At 61.4% G+C, this 17,093-nt stretch carries 12 protein-coding genes; all 12 read right to left on the bottom strand.

Annotated features, from left to right (window positions below):
- Position 1 precedes the first annotated feature (1 nt).
- Entirely contained in the window at positions 2-655 is a 654-nt protein-coding gene (gene rplC, locus CKO42_RS06490) for a 50S ribosomal protein L3 (protein WP_200240795.1), read from the bottom strand.
- 10 nt (positions 656-665) lie between these two features.
- The gene (rpsJ, locus tag CKO42_RS06485; RefSeq protein ID WP_200240793.1) at positions 666-977 is read right to left on the bottom strand and encodes a 30S ribosomal protein S10; all 312 of its coding nucleotides are present in this window, start codon (positions 975-977) and stop codon (positions 666-668) included.
- Between the two features lie 5 nt (positions 978-982).
- On the bottom strand, positions 983-2,173 hold the full coding sequence (tuf, locus tag CKO42_RS06480) for an elongation factor Tu (protein ID WP_200240763.1): 1,191 nt from the start codon (positions 2,171-2,173) through the stop codon (positions 983-985).
- A gap of 59 nt (positions 2,174-2,232) precedes the next feature.
- Positions 2,233-4,329 carry an elongation factor G gene (gene fusA / locus CKO42_RS06475; protein ID WP_200240791.1) on the bottom strand — a complete coding sequence of 699 codons (2,097 nt, stop codon included), beginning with the start codon at positions 4,327-4,329 and terminating at the stop codon, positions 2,233-2,235.
- Positions 4,330-4,383: 54 nt separating this feature from the next.
- Complete coding sequence (gene rpsG / locus CKO42_RS06470) at positions 4,384-4,854, bottom strand: 30S ribosomal protein S7 (RefSeq protein ID WP_200240789.1); 471 nt, start codon at positions 4,852-4,854, stop codon at positions 4,384-4,386.
- A gap of 85 nt (positions 4,855-4,939) precedes the next feature.
- A complete protein-coding gene (gene rpsL, locus CKO42_RS06465; RefSeq protein ID WP_200240781.1) occupies positions 4,940-5,314 on the bottom strand; it encodes a 30S ribosomal protein S12 in 375 nt (124 codons plus the stop codon).
- 423 nt (positions 5,315-5,737) lie between these two features.
- Positions 5,738-9,985, bottom strand: coding sequence for a DNA-directed RNA polymerase subunit beta' (gene rpoC, locus CKO42_RS06460; protein ID WP_200240779.1), 4,248 nt, complete (start codon positions 9,983-9,985; stop codon positions 5,738-5,740).
- 145 nt (positions 9,986-10,130) lie between these two features.
- A complete protein-coding gene (gene rpoB / locus CKO42_RS06455; RefSeq protein WP_200240777.1) occupies positions 10,131-14,282 on the bottom strand; it encodes a DNA-directed RNA polymerase subunit beta in 4,152 nt (1,383 codons plus the stop codon).
- A gap of 291 nt (positions 14,283-14,573) precedes the next feature.
- Positions 14,574-14,954 (bottom strand): 50S ribosomal protein L7/L12, encoded by a 381-nt coding sequence (rplL, locus tag CKO42_RS06450; protein ID WP_200240775.1) that lies wholly within the window; start codon positions 14,952-14,954, stop codon positions 14,574-14,576.
- A 74-nt stretch (positions 14,955-15,028) separates the two neighbouring features.
- Complete coding sequence (gene rplJ / locus CKO42_RS06445) at positions 15,029-15,556, bottom strand: 50S ribosomal protein L10 (RefSeq protein ID WP_200240773.1); 528 nt, start codon at positions 15,554-15,556, stop codon at positions 15,029-15,031.
- A 290-nt stretch (positions 15,557-15,846) separates the two neighbouring features.
- Positions 15,847-16,542: a 50S ribosomal protein L1 gene (gene rplA / locus CKO42_RS06440; RefSeq protein ID WP_200240771.1), complete on the bottom strand. Its 696-nt coding sequence runs from the start codon at positions 16,540-16,542 to the stop codon at positions 15,847-15,849.
- On the bottom strand, positions 16,542-16,976 hold the full coding sequence (gene rplK / locus CKO42_RS06435; protein ID WP_200240769.1) for a 50S ribosomal protein L11: 435 nt from the start codon (positions 16,974-16,976) through the stop codon (positions 16,542-16,544). Before rplK ends, rplA begins: the two co-directional genes overlap by 1 nt.
- Positions 16,977-17,093 lie beyond the last annotated feature (117 nt).

The raw sequence follows: 17,093 nt of genomic DNA, 5'->3' as shown, positions 1-17,093 counted from the left end.
ATTAACCCTTTCGATTCTTCTGTTTCACAGACGGCACCACCACGAGGCGACCGCCCGCCGGCCCAGGCACACCGCCGCGGATCAGCAGCAGATTGCGCTCGGCATCCACGCGGATGACCTCGAGATTCTGCTGACAACGATTGACGTTGCCCATCTGCCCGGCCATTTTCTTGCCCTTGACGACGCGGCCTGGGGTCTGACATTGACCAATCGATCCCGGCGCCCGGTGCGACAACGAGTTGCCGTGCGTACTATCTTGACCGCGGAAGTGGTGTCGACGAATGGTGCCTGTGAAGCCACGCCCGATGGTGACGCCACGCACATCCACCTTCTGACCCACCTCGAACAGTGAGACGTTGAGCTCGGCGCCGTCGGTGAGATCCTCACCTTCGCCAGGCTCTAGCCGGAACTCCCGCAACACCGTACCCGGCTCAACACCGACCTTCGCATAATGTCCGGCGAGTGGCTGCGTCACACGTGTTTTACGGCGGCGGCCAGTGGTCACTTGCACCGCACGGTAACCGTCGCGCTCGTCAGTCTTCGCCTGGGTCACACGGTTGGGCTGCACCTCAATGACGGTGACCGGAATCGATTGTCCGTCGTCATTAAAGATGCGGGTCATACCGGCTTTGCGGCCGATTACGCCAATGGCCATCGTCTTAACCTCAGCTCAATTTGATCTGTACGTCGACGCCGGCAGCCAGGTCGAGCTTCATTAGGGCGTCGACCGTCTTGTCGGTCGGATCGACGATATCCATCAACCGCTTGTGCGTGCGGAGCTCATACTGATCGCGCGCGTCCTTATTGACGTGCGGTGAGACCAGGATGGTGTAGCGCTCGTGACGCGAGGGTAGCGGCACCGGACCACGAACCTGTGCGCCAGTGCGCTTGGCCGTATCGACGATCTCGCGGGCAGACTGATCGATCAGTCGATGATCGAATGCCTTCAGCCGAATGCGTATGCGTTGACTTGCCATGCGGTTTACTCAATCACCTTCGCGACGACACCGGCGCCGACGGTGCGGCCACCTTCACGGACGGCAAAGCGCAGTCCTTCTTCCATCGCGATCGGGGCGATGAGCTTGACGGTCATCTTGACGTTGTCGCCGGGCATGACCATCTCGATGCCTTCGGGTAGTTCGCAGGCGCCGGTGACGTCGGTGGTGCGGAAGTAGAACTGCGGTCGATAGCCGTTGAAGAACGGGGTGTGTCGTCCGCCTTCCTCTTTGCTCAGCACGTAGACCTCGGCTTCGAAGTGGGTGTGCGGGGTGATCGAGCCGGGCTTGGCCAGGACTTGACCACGCTCGACGTCGTCGCGCTTGGTGCCGCGCAGCAGGGCACCGATGTTGTCGCCGGCTTGCCCTTGGTCGAGCAGCTTGCGGAACATCTCAACACCAGTGCAGATGGTCTTGACGGTGTCTTTGATGCCGACGATGGCGACTTCTTCGCCGACCTTGACGATGCCGCGCTCAACACGTCCGGTGACGACGGTGCCGCGCCCGGAGATGGAGAAGACGTCTTCGATGGGCATGAGGAAGGCGCCATCGATGGCACGCTCGGGCTCGGGGATGTAGCTGTCGAGGGCGTCCATCAGTTTGTCGATGGAGGGGCCGCCAATCTCGCTTTCGTCACCTTCGAGGGCCTTGAGCGCGGAGCCGGTGATGATCGGGGTGTCGTCGCCGGGGAATTCGTAGCTGTCGAGCAGTTCGCGGACTTCCATCTCGACCAGCTCTAGGAGTTCGGCGTCGTCGACCATGTCGGCTTTGTTCAGATAGACGACGATGTAGGGCACGCCGACCTGACGCGAGAGCAGGATGTGCTCGCGGGTCTGGGGCATGGGGCCATCGGCGGCGGAGACAACGAGGATGGCGCCGTCCATCTGTGCCGCGCCGGTGATCATGTTCTTGACGTAGTCGGCGTGTCCCGGGCAGTCGACGTGGGCGTAGTGGCGCTTGTCGGTCTCGTACTCGACGTGGGCGGTGGCAATGGTGATGCCGCGCTCGCGCTCTTCAGGGGCGTTGTCGATCTGGTCATAGGCGCGTGCCTCACCACCAAATTTCTTCGCCTGATGCACCGTGATCGCTGCCGTCAGCGTGGTCTTGCCATGGTCAACGTGACCAATCGTGCCAACGTTGACGTGCGCCTTGTTTCTCTCGAACTTTGTTTTGGACATGCCCGTATCCCCTCAAAGATCCACTGCAATCGTTAGCGGGCGTCGACCTGCGGTCAACGCTATCGTTTTTTGGCGACGGTCTCGGCGATACTCGCCGGAACCTCGTTGTACTTGGAGAACTCCATGCTGTAGCTCGCACGCCCCTGCGTTGCCGAACGCAGGTCCGTCGCATAGCCGAACATCGACGACAACGGCACTTCAGCACGGATGATCTTCCCAGATGGCGTATCTTCCATCCCCTGAATCATGCCGCGGCGACTATTGAGGTCGCCCATGACATCACCCATGTTCTCCTCAGGTGTGACCACCTCGACCTTCATGATCGGCTCGAGCAGCACCGGCTTGGCCTTCGATGCAGCTTCCTTGAAAGCCATCGAGCCCGCGATCTTGAACGCCATCTCGCTCGAGTCGACCTCGTGATACGAGCCGTCATAGAGCGTTGCCTTCACATCGACCACCGGGAAGCCGGCGATCACTCCGTTGGTCATCGCCTCTTGGATGCCCTTATCAACAGCTGGGATGTATTCCTTCGGTACCGCACCGCCGACAATCGCATTGGTAAACTCGTAGCCAGCGCCCGGCTCCTGTGGCTCGAGCCGAATGTAGACGTGACCGTATTGGCCGCGGCCACCAGACTGACGAGCAAACTTGGTCTCTTGCTCCACCGTTGCCCGCAACGTCTCACGGTAGCTGACCTGTGGCGCACCGACGTTGGCTTCGACGTTGAATTCACGTCGCATGCGGTCAACGATAATCTCCAGATGCAGCTCACCCATGCCGGAGATAATGGTCTGACCGGATTCCTCGTCGGAGCGCACGCGAAACGACGGGTCTTCTTGGGCCAGCTTCTGTAGCGCGACACCCATCTTTTCCTGGTCGCTTTTAGTCTTCGGCTCTACCGCAACCGAAATCACCGGCTCAGGGAATTCCATCCGTTCGAGCGTGATCGGCTTATCGAGGGCGCAAAGGGTGTCGCCTGTGGTGACGTCCTTGAGACCGACCGCTGCAGCGATGTCACCTGCCCGAACCTCTTTGATCTCTTTGCGATCGTTCGAATGCATCTGCAGGATGCGTCCGACCCGCTCTTTCTTACTCTTGACCGGGTTCAGCACGCTGTCGCCCGCATTCAGCACGCCCGAGTAGACGCGGAAGAAGGTCAGCGTACCGACATAGGGATCGGTCGCGATCTTAAAGGCCAAGGCGGCAAAGGGTGCATCGTCCTTCGACGGGCGCTCTTCGACAGTCTCGGCGGCGTCATCAAGCACGCCCTTGATCGCTGGCACTTCAGGCGGCGACGGCAGGTACATCACCACCGCGTCGAGCATTGCCTGAACACCCTTGTTCTTAAACGCAGAGCCGCACAGCATCGGGACGATCTCGTTATTGATCGTGCGCTTGCGGATGCCCACCCGAATCTCGTCCTCGGTCAGCTCGCCGCCCTCGAGGTACTTCTCCATCAGCTCTTCATTCGCTTCGGCGGCAGCCTCGACCAGCTTCTCTCGCCATTCAGCGCAGGCGTCAGCCATATCTGCCGGAACGTCGCGGGCGTCGTAGGTCAGGCCCTTGTCTTCTTCATTCCAGTAGATTGCAGTCATCCGCACCAGATCGACGACACCGGCAAAATCTTCTTCAGCACCAATCGGTAACTGGAGCGGGATCGCAACCGCGCCTAGCCGGTCGTGGACCTGGCCGACGACGCGTAAGAAGTTCGCACCCATGCGATCCATCTTGTTAACGAACGCGATACGTGGCACATGGTACTTGTCCGCTTGACGCCAGACCGTCTCAGACTGCGGCTCGACGCCGCCAACGGCACAGAACACGGTACAGGCGCCATCGAGTACGCGCAGCGAGCGCTCCACCTCGATGGTGAAATCGACGTGCCCGGGCGTATCGATAATGTTGATTCGATGCTCAGGGAACTGCTGATCCATCCCAGACCAGAAGCAGGTCGTTGCCGCGGAGGTAATGGTGATTCCGCGCTCTTGCTCCTGCTCCATCCAGTCCATGGTGGCCGCGCCGTCATGCACCTCACCGATCTTGTGCGACAAGCCGGTGTAAAACAGGACGCGCTCAGTCGTCGTCGTCTTGCCGGCATCGATATGCGCCATGATGCCGAGGTTTCGGTACCGATCGATTGGTGTGCTACGTGCCACGACTGCGTTGCCTATTGCCTGGGGTGAGTACCGGGAGCTGCGCGCGTTTCTGCGCTACCAGCGATAATGCGAGAAGGCCTTGTTAGCTTCCGCCATGCGATGCGTGTCTTCCTTCTTCTTCACAGCAGTGCCTCGGGCGTCAGCCGCATCCATCAGTTCGCCCGCGAGTCGCAATGCCATCGATTTCTCGGAGCGCTTGCGCGAGGCATCGATCAGCCAGCGCATCGCCAGCGTGTTACGACGCGATGGCCGCACCTCGACCGGAACCTGATAGGTGGCGCCACCAACGCGGCGAGACTTGACCTCGACCACGGGGCGCACGTTCTCCATTGCGCTATCGAGCAGCTCGAGCGGCTCGGCGCCCTTCTTCTCGACCACGCGATCGAGCGCGCCGTAGATGATGCGCTCGGCCACGGCCTTCTTGCCGTCTTCCATGAGCATATTGATGAACTTCGTCAGCAGCTCACTGCCATGCTTTGGGTCTGGCAGGATCTGGCGACGACCAACGATGCGTCTTCTCGGCATTGCGTTTCAGGCTCCGACTACCTACTTAAAAGGTTAGCGCGTTCGACGAGTAAGGCGTTGGACGCGGCAATGAGTGAAGAGCGGCTTAGCTCTTCGGGCGCTTGGCGCCATACTTGGAACGACCTTGACGGCGCTTCTCAACCCCGGATGCGTCCAGCGTGCCACGCACCGTGTGGTAGCGCACACCTGGAAGGTCCTTGACGCGGCCACCGCGGATGAGCACGACCGAATGTTCTTGCAAGTTATGCCCTTCACCACCGATGTAGGAAGCAACCTCAAAGCCATTGGTCAGCCGTACGCGCGCGACCTTTCGCAGCGCGGAATTTGGCTTTTTTGGTGTCGTGGTATACACACGGGTGCAGACGCCGCGCTTCTGAGGGCAGGCCTCGAGCGCTGGCACCGTACTCTTCACAACACGGCGCTTGCGAGGATTGCGCACCAATTGGTTGACTGTCGCCATGACTGACTCCGACGGCTTGGATGCAATGTGTATGCACTAAAAGTCTGAGCCCGCAGCCTCTGGCTGGCGACGCCCGAACTTGGAATTTTAGATTGAGGGGCTTACTGAGGCCCTTGGGAGAGTCTCAGTCGCACCGCCCGAAGCAGGCAGGGCAGTGACGCAACGCCAGAACATGCCGCAACCCACCTCATCACCCAGGGAATACCGGGGCGAGGAACTCGCTAGCGTACAGCGAGACCAAAGAGAGACGGCGGATGAGTCGACGAGAAGGGCGTACCGCAGCGACCGTGCCACTCAACAGCGAGCCGGCAAAACAAATGTCGGCGAGCTAAGACGAGAAGTATATGCAGCAGCACAGGCCCTGTCAACGGGCCATTGCGGTTCGATGACGGAGCCCCCGCGATCGGGGGCTCCAGACAGCACCTATTCGGCCTCGGACTCCTGCGTATTAAGTGCCTGCTTCAGCGCAGCGGTCAACTCTTCATTAGCAAGCTCCATGCGCTCAGCCGCATCCCCAGGACCATCGGCTTGACGCCGCCGGCGCCGCTCGTTGTGATGAGCAAGCCCAGTACCGGCCGGAATTAGGCGCCCGACGATGACGTTCTCTTTCAGACCGTTAAGACCGTCGACGGAGCCACGCACAGCCGCCTCAGTTAGCACCCGCGTCGTCTCCTGGAACGAAGCCGCCGAGATGAACGACTCGGTCGCCAGAGAGGCCTTCGTGATCCCCAGCAACAGGGGCTCATAAAGCGCCGGATGCTTGTCCTCGGCCTTGACCCGCTCGTTTTCGGCCAGGAGCGTCGTCTGATCGACCTGCTCACCGCGCAGCAGGTTGGTATCGCCGGCGTTGGTGATCTCGACCTTGCGCAGCATCTGGCGAACGATCACCTCGATGTGCTTATCGTTGATCTTCACGCCCTGCAGCCGGTAGACGTCCTGGATCTCCTTGACCAGATACTCGGCCAGCGCCGTGACCCCTTTCAGACGCAAGATGTCGTGCGAACTCAGCTCGCCTTCGGAGATGATCTCACCCCGCTCGACGCGCTCGCCCTCGAACACGTTCACGTGTCGCCACTTCGGAATCAGCTCCTCGATGGTCTCGCCGTCGTCGGTCGTGATCACCAAGCGCTGCTTGCCCTTGGTCTCCTTCCCGAAGCTGATGGTCCCTGTGGCCTGGGCCAGCAACGCCGGGTCTTTCGGCTTGCGCGCCTCGAACAGGTCGGCAACGCGCGGCAGGCCGCCGGTGATGTCGCGTGTTTTCGATGACTCCTGCGGGATGCGCGCCAAGATGTCACCGACGCCGACATCGGCACCATCAGACACGGTGACGATCGCGCCCGAGGTCAGATAATAGCGCGCCGGCAGGTCGGTGCCCGCGATATTCAGCTCCTCACCATCGCCATCGAGCAGCTTGACCATAGGGCGCAGATCCTTGCCGGCAGCCGGTCGCTGCTTCGGGTCCATGACCTCGAGCGAGGCCAAGCCGGTCACATCATCGGTCTTACTCTGCACGGTGACGCCGTCGATGAAGTCCTCGAAGCGCAAGACACCCGCGACCTCGGTGACCACCGGATGGGTATGCGGGTCCCAGGTCGCGACGATGGCGCCAGCCTCGACCTTATCGCCATCGTTGATCGCAACGGTCGCGCCGTAGGGGATCTTGTAACGCTCCTTCTCGAGCCCTTTCTCGTCGCTGACGGTCAGCTCACCAGAGCGGGAGACCGCAACCAGGTTGCCGCTGTGGTGCTGCACGGTCTTGATGTTGTGCAGCTTGATCGTGCCAGCACCCTTGACCTGGACGTTGCTGACAGCCGCGGCCCGCGACGCCGCACCACCGATGTGGAAGGTGCGCATGGTCAGCTGGGTACCGGGCTCACCGATCGACTGCGCGGCGATGACACCAACGGCCTCACCCATGTTGACGCGATGACCACGAGCCAGATCGCGTCCGTAGCATTGGGCACAGACGCCAAGGCGCGACTCGCAGGTGATCGGCGAGCGCACCAGCACCTGGTCGATCCCTTCGATCTCGAGCTGCTTGACCCAGGCCTCGTCGAGCAGGGTTCCGGTTTCGCAGACGATGTCATCAGTGCCGGGACGATACAGATCCTCGGCCGTGACCCGACCAAGGATGCGCTCACGCAGTGGCTCGACCACGTCACCACCCTCGATGATCGGCGTCATCAGCAGGCCATGCTCGGTCCCGCAGTCCACCTCGAGCACCACCATATCCTGGGCGACGTCGACCAGACGGCGGGTCAGATACCCCGAGTTGGCCGTCTTCAGCGCAGTATCGGCGAGGCCCTTGCGCGCACCGTGCGTCGAGATGAAGTACTGGATGACGTTCAGTCCCTCGCGGAAGTTCGCGGTGATCGGGGTCTCGATGATCGATCCATCCGGCTTTGCCATCAGACCGCGCATACCAGCGAGCTGCCGGATCTGTGCGGCCGAGCCACGGGCACCGGAGTCGGCCATCATGTAGATCGAGTTGAACGAGTCCTGCTCGAGCTGAGTCCCCTCACTGTCGGTGACCGGATTGCCGTCGCTATCGGTGACCTTGTCCTTGCCCAGCTTGCGCATCATCGACTTGGCCACCTGGTCGTTGGTCCGCGACCAGATGTCGACCACCTTGTTGTAGCGCTCACCGTTGGTGACCAGGCCCTGGGTGTACTGGTCCTCGATCTCCTTCACCTCATCCTCGGCATCACTGATGATGCGTGCCTTCTCCTCCGGCACCTCCATGTCCTCGAGGCCGATCGAGACGCCGGCACGGGTCGCCATGCGGAAGCCCATGTACATGATCTGGTCAGCAAAGACCACGGTGTCCTTGAGGCCTAGCACGCGGTAGCAGGTATTGATCAGGCCTGAGATCTGCTTCTTGCCGAGCGCACGATCGACCAGCTCGAATGGCAGGCCATCGGGCACGATCTCCCAGACCAAGGCGCGACCCAGCGTCGTCTCTCTAATCCCGACGCGCTCCTCGATGCTGCCATCCTCCTCGCGCACGACCTCACGGATCAGCACCTTCACCCGCGCCTGCAGCGCGGCATGGCCGGTCTCGTAGGCGCGCCGGGCCTCGTCGATCCCAGACAGGACCAAGCCCTCACCCTTAGCGTTGAAGCGCTCGCGAGTCATGTAATAGAGTCCGAGCACCACGTCCTGCGAGGGCACGATGATCGGTTCGCCGTTGGCCGGCGAGAGGATGTTGTTCGACGACATCATCAAGGCACGCGCCTCGAGCTGCGCTTCGAGCGATAGCGGCACGTGCACGGCCATCTGGTCGCCGTCGAAGTCAGCATTGAACGCCGTGCAGACCAACGGGTGCAGCTGGATCGCCTTGCCTTCGATCAGCACCGGCTCGAAGGCCTGAATGCCAAGACGATGCAGGGTCGGCGCGCGGTTGAGCATCACCGGATGCTCGCGGATCACCTCTTCCAGGATGTCCCAGACCTCGGCCGTGCCGCGCTCGACCATCTTCTTCGCCGCCTTGATGGTCGGCGCCAGTCCGCGCAACTGCAACTTGCTGAAGATGAACGGCTTGAACAGCTCCAGCGCCATCAGCTTGGGCAGGCCGCACTGATGCAGCTTGAGCGTCGGGCCGACGACGATGACCGAGCGGCCGGAGTAGTCGACACGCTTGCCGAGCAGGTTCTGCCGGAAGCGGCCCTGCTTACCCTTGATCATGTCGGCGAGCGACTTCAGCGGGCGCTTGTTGGTGCCGGTGATCGCACGACCACGTCGACCATTGTCGAGCAGTGCGTCAACCGATTCCTGCAGCATGCGCTTCTCGTTACGCACGATGATGTCGGGTGCGATCAGATCCAGCAGCCGCTTGAGGCGGTTGTTACGGTTGATCACCCGACGATACAGATCGTTCAGGTCCGAGGTCGCGAAGCGGCCGCCGTCGAGCGGCACCAGCGGGCGCAGCTCCGGCGGCAGCACCGGCAGCACGGTCAGGATCATCCATTCCGGCCGGTTGCCCGAGGCCTGCAAAGACTCGATGAGCTTCAGCCGCTTGGTCAGCTTCTTCAGCTTGGTCTCGGAGTTGGTGGCCTCCATGTCCTCGCGCATCTGGCGGATCTCAGCATCAAGATCGAGGCTGCGCAGCAGTTCGTAGACGGCCTCGGCACCCATGCGTGCATCGAACTCGTCGCCATGCGTCTCCAAGGCCTCGAGGTACTGATCGTCGGTCAGCAGTTGATTGCGCTCAAGGTCAGTCATCGCCGGATCGATCACGACGAAGGACTCGAAATAGAGCACGCGCTCGATATCGCGCAGGGTCATGTCGAGCAACAGACCGATGCGCGATGGCAGCGACTTCAAGAACCAGATGTGCGCAACTGGGCTGGCCAGATCGATATGCCCCATGCGCTCACGTCGAACCTTGGCCAGCGTGACCTCGACACCGCACTTCTCGCAGACCACGCCGCGATGCTTGAGCCGCTTGTACTTACCGCACAGGCACTCATAATCGCTGACTGGGCCAAAGACCTTGGCGCAAAACAGTCCATCGCGCTCTGGCTTGAAGGTCCGATAGTTGATGGTCTCCGGCTTCTTGACCTCGCCGTACGACCAGGAACGGATCATCTCGGGCGACGCGAGGCCGATGCGGATGGCGTCGAACTCCAGGGCTTGACCCTGTTGCTTAATGATTCTGAGAAGATCTTTCACGACCTAGCCTCCTGAAGAAAGAGTGAGCCGACGGCCAGCGGCCAACAGCCAGTATTCGATTGCAGCGCGACTGCCATCAAGGGTTGCCATCCAGGCGCCCCGGGGCAAAGACCGCAGCCACTGCGCCTCGCCCCGGGAGCCCTGATCAATCCTGCTCGAGCTCGATATTGATGCCAAGCGAGCGGATCTCCTTGACCAGAACGTTAAACGACTCCGGCATACCGGCCTCCATGCGGTGGTCGCCATCGACGATGTTCTTGTACATCTTGGTCCGACCCGTCACGTCATCCGACTTCACGGTGAGCATCTCTTGCAAGGTGTGCGCAGCACCGTAGGCCTCGAGTGCCCAAACCTCCATCTCGCCGAAGCGTTGGCCACCAAACTGGGCCTTACCGCCGAGTGGCTGCTGGGTCACCAGGCTGTAAGGGCCGGTCGAGCGCGCATGCATCTTGTCGTCGACCAGATGGTTAAGCTTCAGCATGTACATATAGCCGACGGTCACCGGTCGCTCGAAGGGCTCACCGCTGCGACCGTCGTAGAGCTTGGTCTGGCCCGTCGTCGAGAGCCCGGCAAGCTCGAGCATGTACTTGATCTCTTCCTCACTGGCGCCGTCGAAGACCGGGGTTGCCAGCGGCACGCCACCGCGCAGGTTGGCCGCCAGCTCCAGCACCTCATCGTTGCTTAGACTGTCGAGGTCTTCCTGCTTACCGCTGGTGTTGTAGACCTTGGCCATGAAGCCGCGCAGCTCCTCGACACTGGCCTGCGCCCGCAACATCGCATCGATGCGTTGTCCGAGCCCCTTTGCGGCCCAGCCGAGGTGGGTCTCGAGCACCTGACCAACGTTCATCCGCGAGGGCACGCCGAGCGGGTTGAGCACGATGTCGACCGGCTCACCGTCGGCACTGAATGGCATGTCCTCCTGCGGGACAACGCGCGAGATGACACCCTTATTGCCATGACGGCCGGCCATCTTGTCACCCGGCTGGATGCGCCGCTTCACCGCGACATAGGTCTTGACCATCTTCAGCACGCCAGGCGGCAGCTCGTCGCCCTGAGTGATCTTGCGCTTCTTCACCTCGAAACGCTCGCGGAACACCTCGCGCTGCTCCTTGATCTGCGCCGCCACCGCCTCGAGCTGTGCCGCCGCCTCCTCGCTGCGAATACGGATCTCGAGCCACTTATCCTTGCCCTGCCCGTCGCCCAGTTCGTGCAGATACTTCTTGGTGATCTTCTCGCCGGCCTTGAGTCCGCCCGGACCACCATCAGCGACCTTACCGATCAGCATCTTCTCGACACGTTGGAAGGTGTCCTGCTCCATGATGCGCAGCTGGTCAGCCAAGTCCTTACGCACCCGCTCGAGCTCGATCTCTTCGATCTGGGTCGCGCGCTTGTCCTTCTCGACGCCATCGCGGGTAAAGACCTGCACGTCGACAACGGTCCCGGACATTCCGGACGGCAGGCGCAGCGAGGTATCCTTCACATCCGACGCCTTCTCGCCGAAGATCGCACGCAACAGCTTCTCCTCTGGGGTGAGCTGGGTCTCGCCCTTCGGCGTGACCTTGCCAACCAGGATGTCGCCGTCGCGCACCTCGGCACCAATGTAGACGACGCCCGACTCATCCAGCTTGCCGAGCGCGGCCTCGCCAACGTTCGGAATATCGCTGGTGATCTCTTCTGGGCCGAGCTTGGTGTCGCGCGCCAGGCAGGTCAGCTCCTCGATATGGATGCTGGTGAAGCGGTCCTGCTGAACCAGACGCTCCGAGAGCAAGATCGAGTCCTCGAAGTTGTAACCATTCCATGGCATGAAGGCGACGCGCAGGTTCTGCCCCAACGCCAGCTCGCCCATGTCGGTCGAGGGTCCATCGGCGAGCACGTCATTACGCACCACCACATCGCCCGGGATGACCAACGGCCGCTGGTTGATACAGGTGTTCTGATTCGAGCGCGTGTACTTGGTCAGGGTGTAGATGTCGACACCGGCCTCACCGGCCTCGGTCTCGTCATCATTGACCCGCACCACGATGCGTGCCGCATCCACCGCCTCGATGACACCGCCGCGCCGCGCCCAGACCACGACGCCCGAGTCCTTGGCCACCACACGCTCCATACCGGTGCCAACCAGCGGCTTCTCGGCGCGCAAGGTCGGAACCGCCTGGCGCTGCATGTTCGAGCCCATCAGTGCGCGGTTGGCATCGTCATGCTCGAGGAAGGGCACCAGCGAGGCCGCCACCGAGACGATCTGTCGCGGCGAGACGTCCATGAACTGGACCTCATCGGGCGCCTTCATGGTGAACTCGTTCATGTGCCGACAGGAGACCAAGGCATCGGTCAGCCGGTTGTCCTCATCCAGCGTGGCATTGGCCTGGGCGATGACGTAGCCGCCCTCCTCGATCGCCGACAGGTGAACGATCTCGTGGCTCGCCTGACCGCCTTCGACGCGACGATAGGGGGTCTCGAGGAATCCGTACTTGTTGGTCCGCGCATAGACCGCGAGCGAGTTGATCAGGCCGATGTTCGGGCCCTCTGGGGTCTCGATCGGGCAAACACGACCGTAATGGGTCGGATGCACGTCGCGCACCTCAAAGCCAGCGCGCTCGCGCGCCAAACCGCCCGGCCCAAGCGCCGACACGCGCCGCTTGTGCGTGACCTCCGACAGCGGGTTGTTCTGGTCCATGAACTGTGAGAGCTGACTGGAGCCGAAGAACTCCTTGATCGCCGCCGAGACCGGCTTGGCATTGATCAGCTCCTGCGGCATCAACCCCTCGGATTCGGCCAGCGATAAGCGCTCCTTGACCGCTCGCTCGACCCGCACTAGACCAACGCGGAATTGGTTCTCCGCCATCTCACCGACGCAGCGGATGCGGCGGTTGCCGAGGTGGTCGATGTCATCGACGGTACCGCGGCCATTGCGCAGTTCGACCAGTACCTTCAATGCATCAACGATATCGGAGCGCTCGCCATTCGCCTCGACCAGCTTGGTTGAGAATGCGTCATTGCGCTGCGAGAAATAACGCCCGTCGTAGAGGATGCCTGGTCCCTCGGTCTCCTCGCGCAGCAGACGGCGATTGAACTTCATCCGGCCGACCGCCGAGAGGTCGTAGCGCTCTGGCGCGAAGAACAGGTTATGGAACAGGTTCTGCGCCGCCTCTTTGGTCGGTGGCTCGCCGGGGCGCATCATCCGGTAGATCTCGACCTGGGCCTCGAGCTCGTTGGTGGTCTGGTCGATACGCAGGGTCTCGGATAGATAGGGACCATGATCGAGATCGTTGACGAACAGGGTCTCGATCCGCTCGATGCCTTTCTCGCGCAGCGCCGCGAGCAGCTCCTCGGTGATCTCGCTGTTGGCCTCGGCGATGATCTCGCCGGTCTCGGTATCGATCTGGGTCCGCGCCAGGGTGCGGCCGACCAAGAACTCGTCGGGCACATCAAGCCGCTCGACGCCAGCCTTCTGCAGCGCGCGGATATGCTTCGCCGTCACGCGACGGCCAGCCTCAACCAGGATCTCATCGTCGAGCTTGATCTCGAAGTTGACGGTCTCACCACGCAGCCGCTCTGGCACCAGCTCGAGCTCGGGCATCTCGGCGAGATGAAAGGTATCGGTTTCGAAGAACATCGACAGGATGTCGTCAACGCCATAGCCGAGGGCGCGCAGCAGCACCGTCGCCGGCAGCTTGCGCCGGCGGTCGATGCGCACGAAGACGTTATCCTTCGGATCGAACTCGAAATCGAGCCAAGAGCCGCGGTAGGGGATCACCCGTGCCGAGAACAGGAGCTTGCCCGACGAATGCGTCTTGCCCTTGTCGTGATCAAAGAACACGCCCGGCGAGCGATGCAACTGGGAGACGATGACCCGTTCGGTCCCATTGATGATAAAGGTACCGGTCTCGGTCATCAGCGGCAGGTCACCCATGTAGACCTCTTGCTCGCGCACGTCCTTGACCACCTTGGTGCTGGCCGGTGCATCCTTATCGTAGATGACTAGGCGTAGCAGCACGCGCAGCGGTGCAGCATAGGTAGCGCCGCGCAGGTGACACTCGCGCACATCGAACGCAGGTTCGCCGAGCCGATAGCTGACGTATTCGAGATGGGCGTTGCCGGAATAGCTCTCGATAGGCAGCACGGTCCGGAACGCGGCGTGCAAACCGACCTCATCACGCTCTTTCGGCCCCTTTTCCAACTGCAGGAAGTCGCGGTAGGAATCGATCTGGGTCGCCAGCAGGAACGGGACCTCCATGATCGTCGGGCGCTTGCCGAAGTTCTTGCGGATGCGCTTCTTTTCGGTAAACGAATAGGGCATGCTGCCTTCCCTCGTAATAGGTCTTTGTGTAGCCTTGAACGTCCGCCGCAGGAGCGGATGCTGACCGGGCGTGATCTCCCCTGGCATCATCCGACGCCAATCAGTAGGGGAGCGAAACCGGCACTACCGGTCAGCTGTGCGAGTCGGGCCTGATCAAGGCCTGTCTCACGAAATTGAGCGCCCGCGTCCCAGCCCAGCGCTAGCCCTATCAGCGGAAACGGCAAAAGGCCGGCGGCCCGAGGCCGCCAGCCTTAGTCGATCCCAGCTTTAAGGCAGGGTACAAGGATGGCTTTACTTGATCTCGACAGCTGCGCCAGCCTCTTCCAACGTCTTCTTGGCCGCCTCGGCATCGTCCTTGGAAACCGCTTCCTTCAGGGTTGCCGGAGCTCCTTCCACCGCGTCCTTCGCCTCCTTAAGGCCCAAGCCAGTCAGGGCACGCACCGCCTTGATGACCGCAACCTTGTTAGCGCCAAACGAGGTCAGCACCACGTCGAACTCGGTCTGCTCTTCGGCCGGAGCCGCATCGGCACCGCCAGCAGCGGCCGGGGCTGCAGCAACTGCGGCTGCCGCGGTCACACCAAACTTCTCTTCCATCGCGCTGATGAGATCAACGACCTCCATCACCGTCATATTGGCAATGGCTTCCAGGATTTCGTCTTTAGAAACAGCCATGGGCTTATCTCCGCATTAATGATTCGGTTGCAATGAATAATCGCTATCGCAGGGCTCAAGGCCCAGGCGAGGGGTCAGGCCGCCTCTTTGGCGTCGCGCACCGCGCTGAGCGTGCGTGCGAGCTTGCTCGGCACCTCGTTGAGCGTGGACGCCAGCTTCTGTACCGGTGCTTTCATCACCGCCATCAACTGACTGATCGCCTCGTCGTAAGTCGGCATCTTCGCCAGCTTACTCAGCTCAGAACCGTCCAGCAGCTGGCCCCCGACCGCGATCATGCGGACCTGGAACTCTTTATGCTCCTTGGCAAAGCTTTCAGCGACACGGCCAACGGAGCCCGGGTCTGACTGTCCGAATGCGAGCACGAGCGGGCCGGTGAGGGCTTCGTCCATGCAAGCAAAGTCAGTACCGGCGAGTGCACGCTTCGCGAGCGTGTTCTTAACCACGCGAACGTAGACTCCGGCTTTACGCGCCTCGACGCGAAGCTTGGTCATCGCTTCGACGGTCAGTCCGCGATACTCAGCGCCAACCGCCGAGTGTGCGGTCTGAGCGACCTCCGCGACCTCGGCGACGATGCGCTCTTTCTGGGCAAAGGTCAGTGCCACAGACGTCACCTCCTAATCGGATTGGAGTTAGACGAGCGTCCAACCCAGTGAACCAGGACACCGATCCATCGTGAGTACCTGATCATGGAATGTGTTCCGTCGCCAGCAAACCGGTTCCGGGACACCATCTACGCAGGTAGCGATTAAGCCGAAACGCGTGCACTTCCTGGCACGTCGCCCGACACCTGCGGTCTTTGACGGACCACGGCCATGAAGACCGCTGCCCCAAAGATCATCGAAGCATGCGGCAAACGGCGCCTATTCAGGAGCGCGTTGTGCCGCGTTTGCGATCAGAACGCGAGAGCGCCATGATCGATCGTCAGCCCTGGTCCCATCGTCGATGAGACCGTGACCTTCTTCATGTAGATACCCTTGGCTGCACTCGGCTTGGCCTTCGCCAGATTGGCGAGTAGCGCCTCGAGATTCTCGCGCAGCTTGTCGGCGTCGAAGTCCATCTTGCCGAGTGGGCAGTGGATGATGCCGGCCTTATCAGTCCGGTAGCGGACCTGACCCGCCTTAGCGTTCTGAACCGCCTCGGCCACGTTCGGCGTCACGGTTCCCACCTTCGGATTTGGCATCAAGCCACGTGGGCCAAGCAGCTTACCGAGCTGACCAACAACGCGCATCGCATCCGGTGAGGCGATGACGACATCGAAATTGAGGTTGCCCCCCTTCATCTCTTCAGCGAGGTCTTCCATACCAACGCGATCAGCGCCGGCTTCAGTTGCCGCGTCGACGTTGGCGCCCTGCGTAAAGACCGCAACCCGCACCTGCTTGCCGATACCGTGCGGTAGCACAGTCGAGCCACGGACAACCTGATCCGACTTACGCGGATCGACGCCGAGGTTGACGGCAACGTCAATATTTTCAACAAACTTGACGCTCGAGACCGCTTTCAACAGTTCAAATGCTTCTTCAGCCGCGTAGGTCCGCCCGTGCTCAACGCGCTCGCGAATAGCGGCGGCACGCTTTGATAATTTCGCCATTATGCGACCCCCTCAACCTTAAGGCCCATTGCGCGTGCGCTGCCCGCGATAGTGCGCACGGCTCCCTCGAGGTCTGCTGCGTTAAGATCGGGCATCTTGGTATTCGCGATCTCTTCGATCTGCGCGCGGGTCACCGTACCAATAATGGCTGTATTCGGTGTCGGGCTGCCCTTGGCTACACCAGCTGCCTTCTTCAGCAAGATCGAGGCTGGCGGCGTCTTGGTAATGAAGGTAAAGCTACGATCTGAATAGACGGTGATCACCACCGGCGTCGGCAGCCCCTTCTCGAGATCCTGGGTCTTCGCATTGAAGGCCTTACAGAACTCCATGATGTTGACGCCGTGCTGACCCAGTGCTGGACCGACGGGCGGACTCGGGTTGGCCTCACCGGCCTTGACCTGTAGCTTGATGTAGGCGTTTACTTTCTTCGCCATCCTGTGACGCTCCTATGGGTGCAAGCGCTGACCAAAGGCCAGCTCCCCAACGCATGGACCGCGCGAGGCGCGGACGTGGACGAAACCGGCGGACGATCGATAGAGATCAGCCCACCA

This window comes from Lamprobacter modestohalophilus, from assembly GCF_016583905.1.
Taxonomy (GTDB): Bacteria; Pseudomonadota; Gammaproteobacteria; order Chromatiales; family Chromatiaceae; genus Lamprobacter; species Lamprobacter modestohalophilus.
The sequence above is the reverse complement of the archived record's forward strand: the minus strand, read 5'-3'. Positions and strand labels throughout refer to the sequence as shown.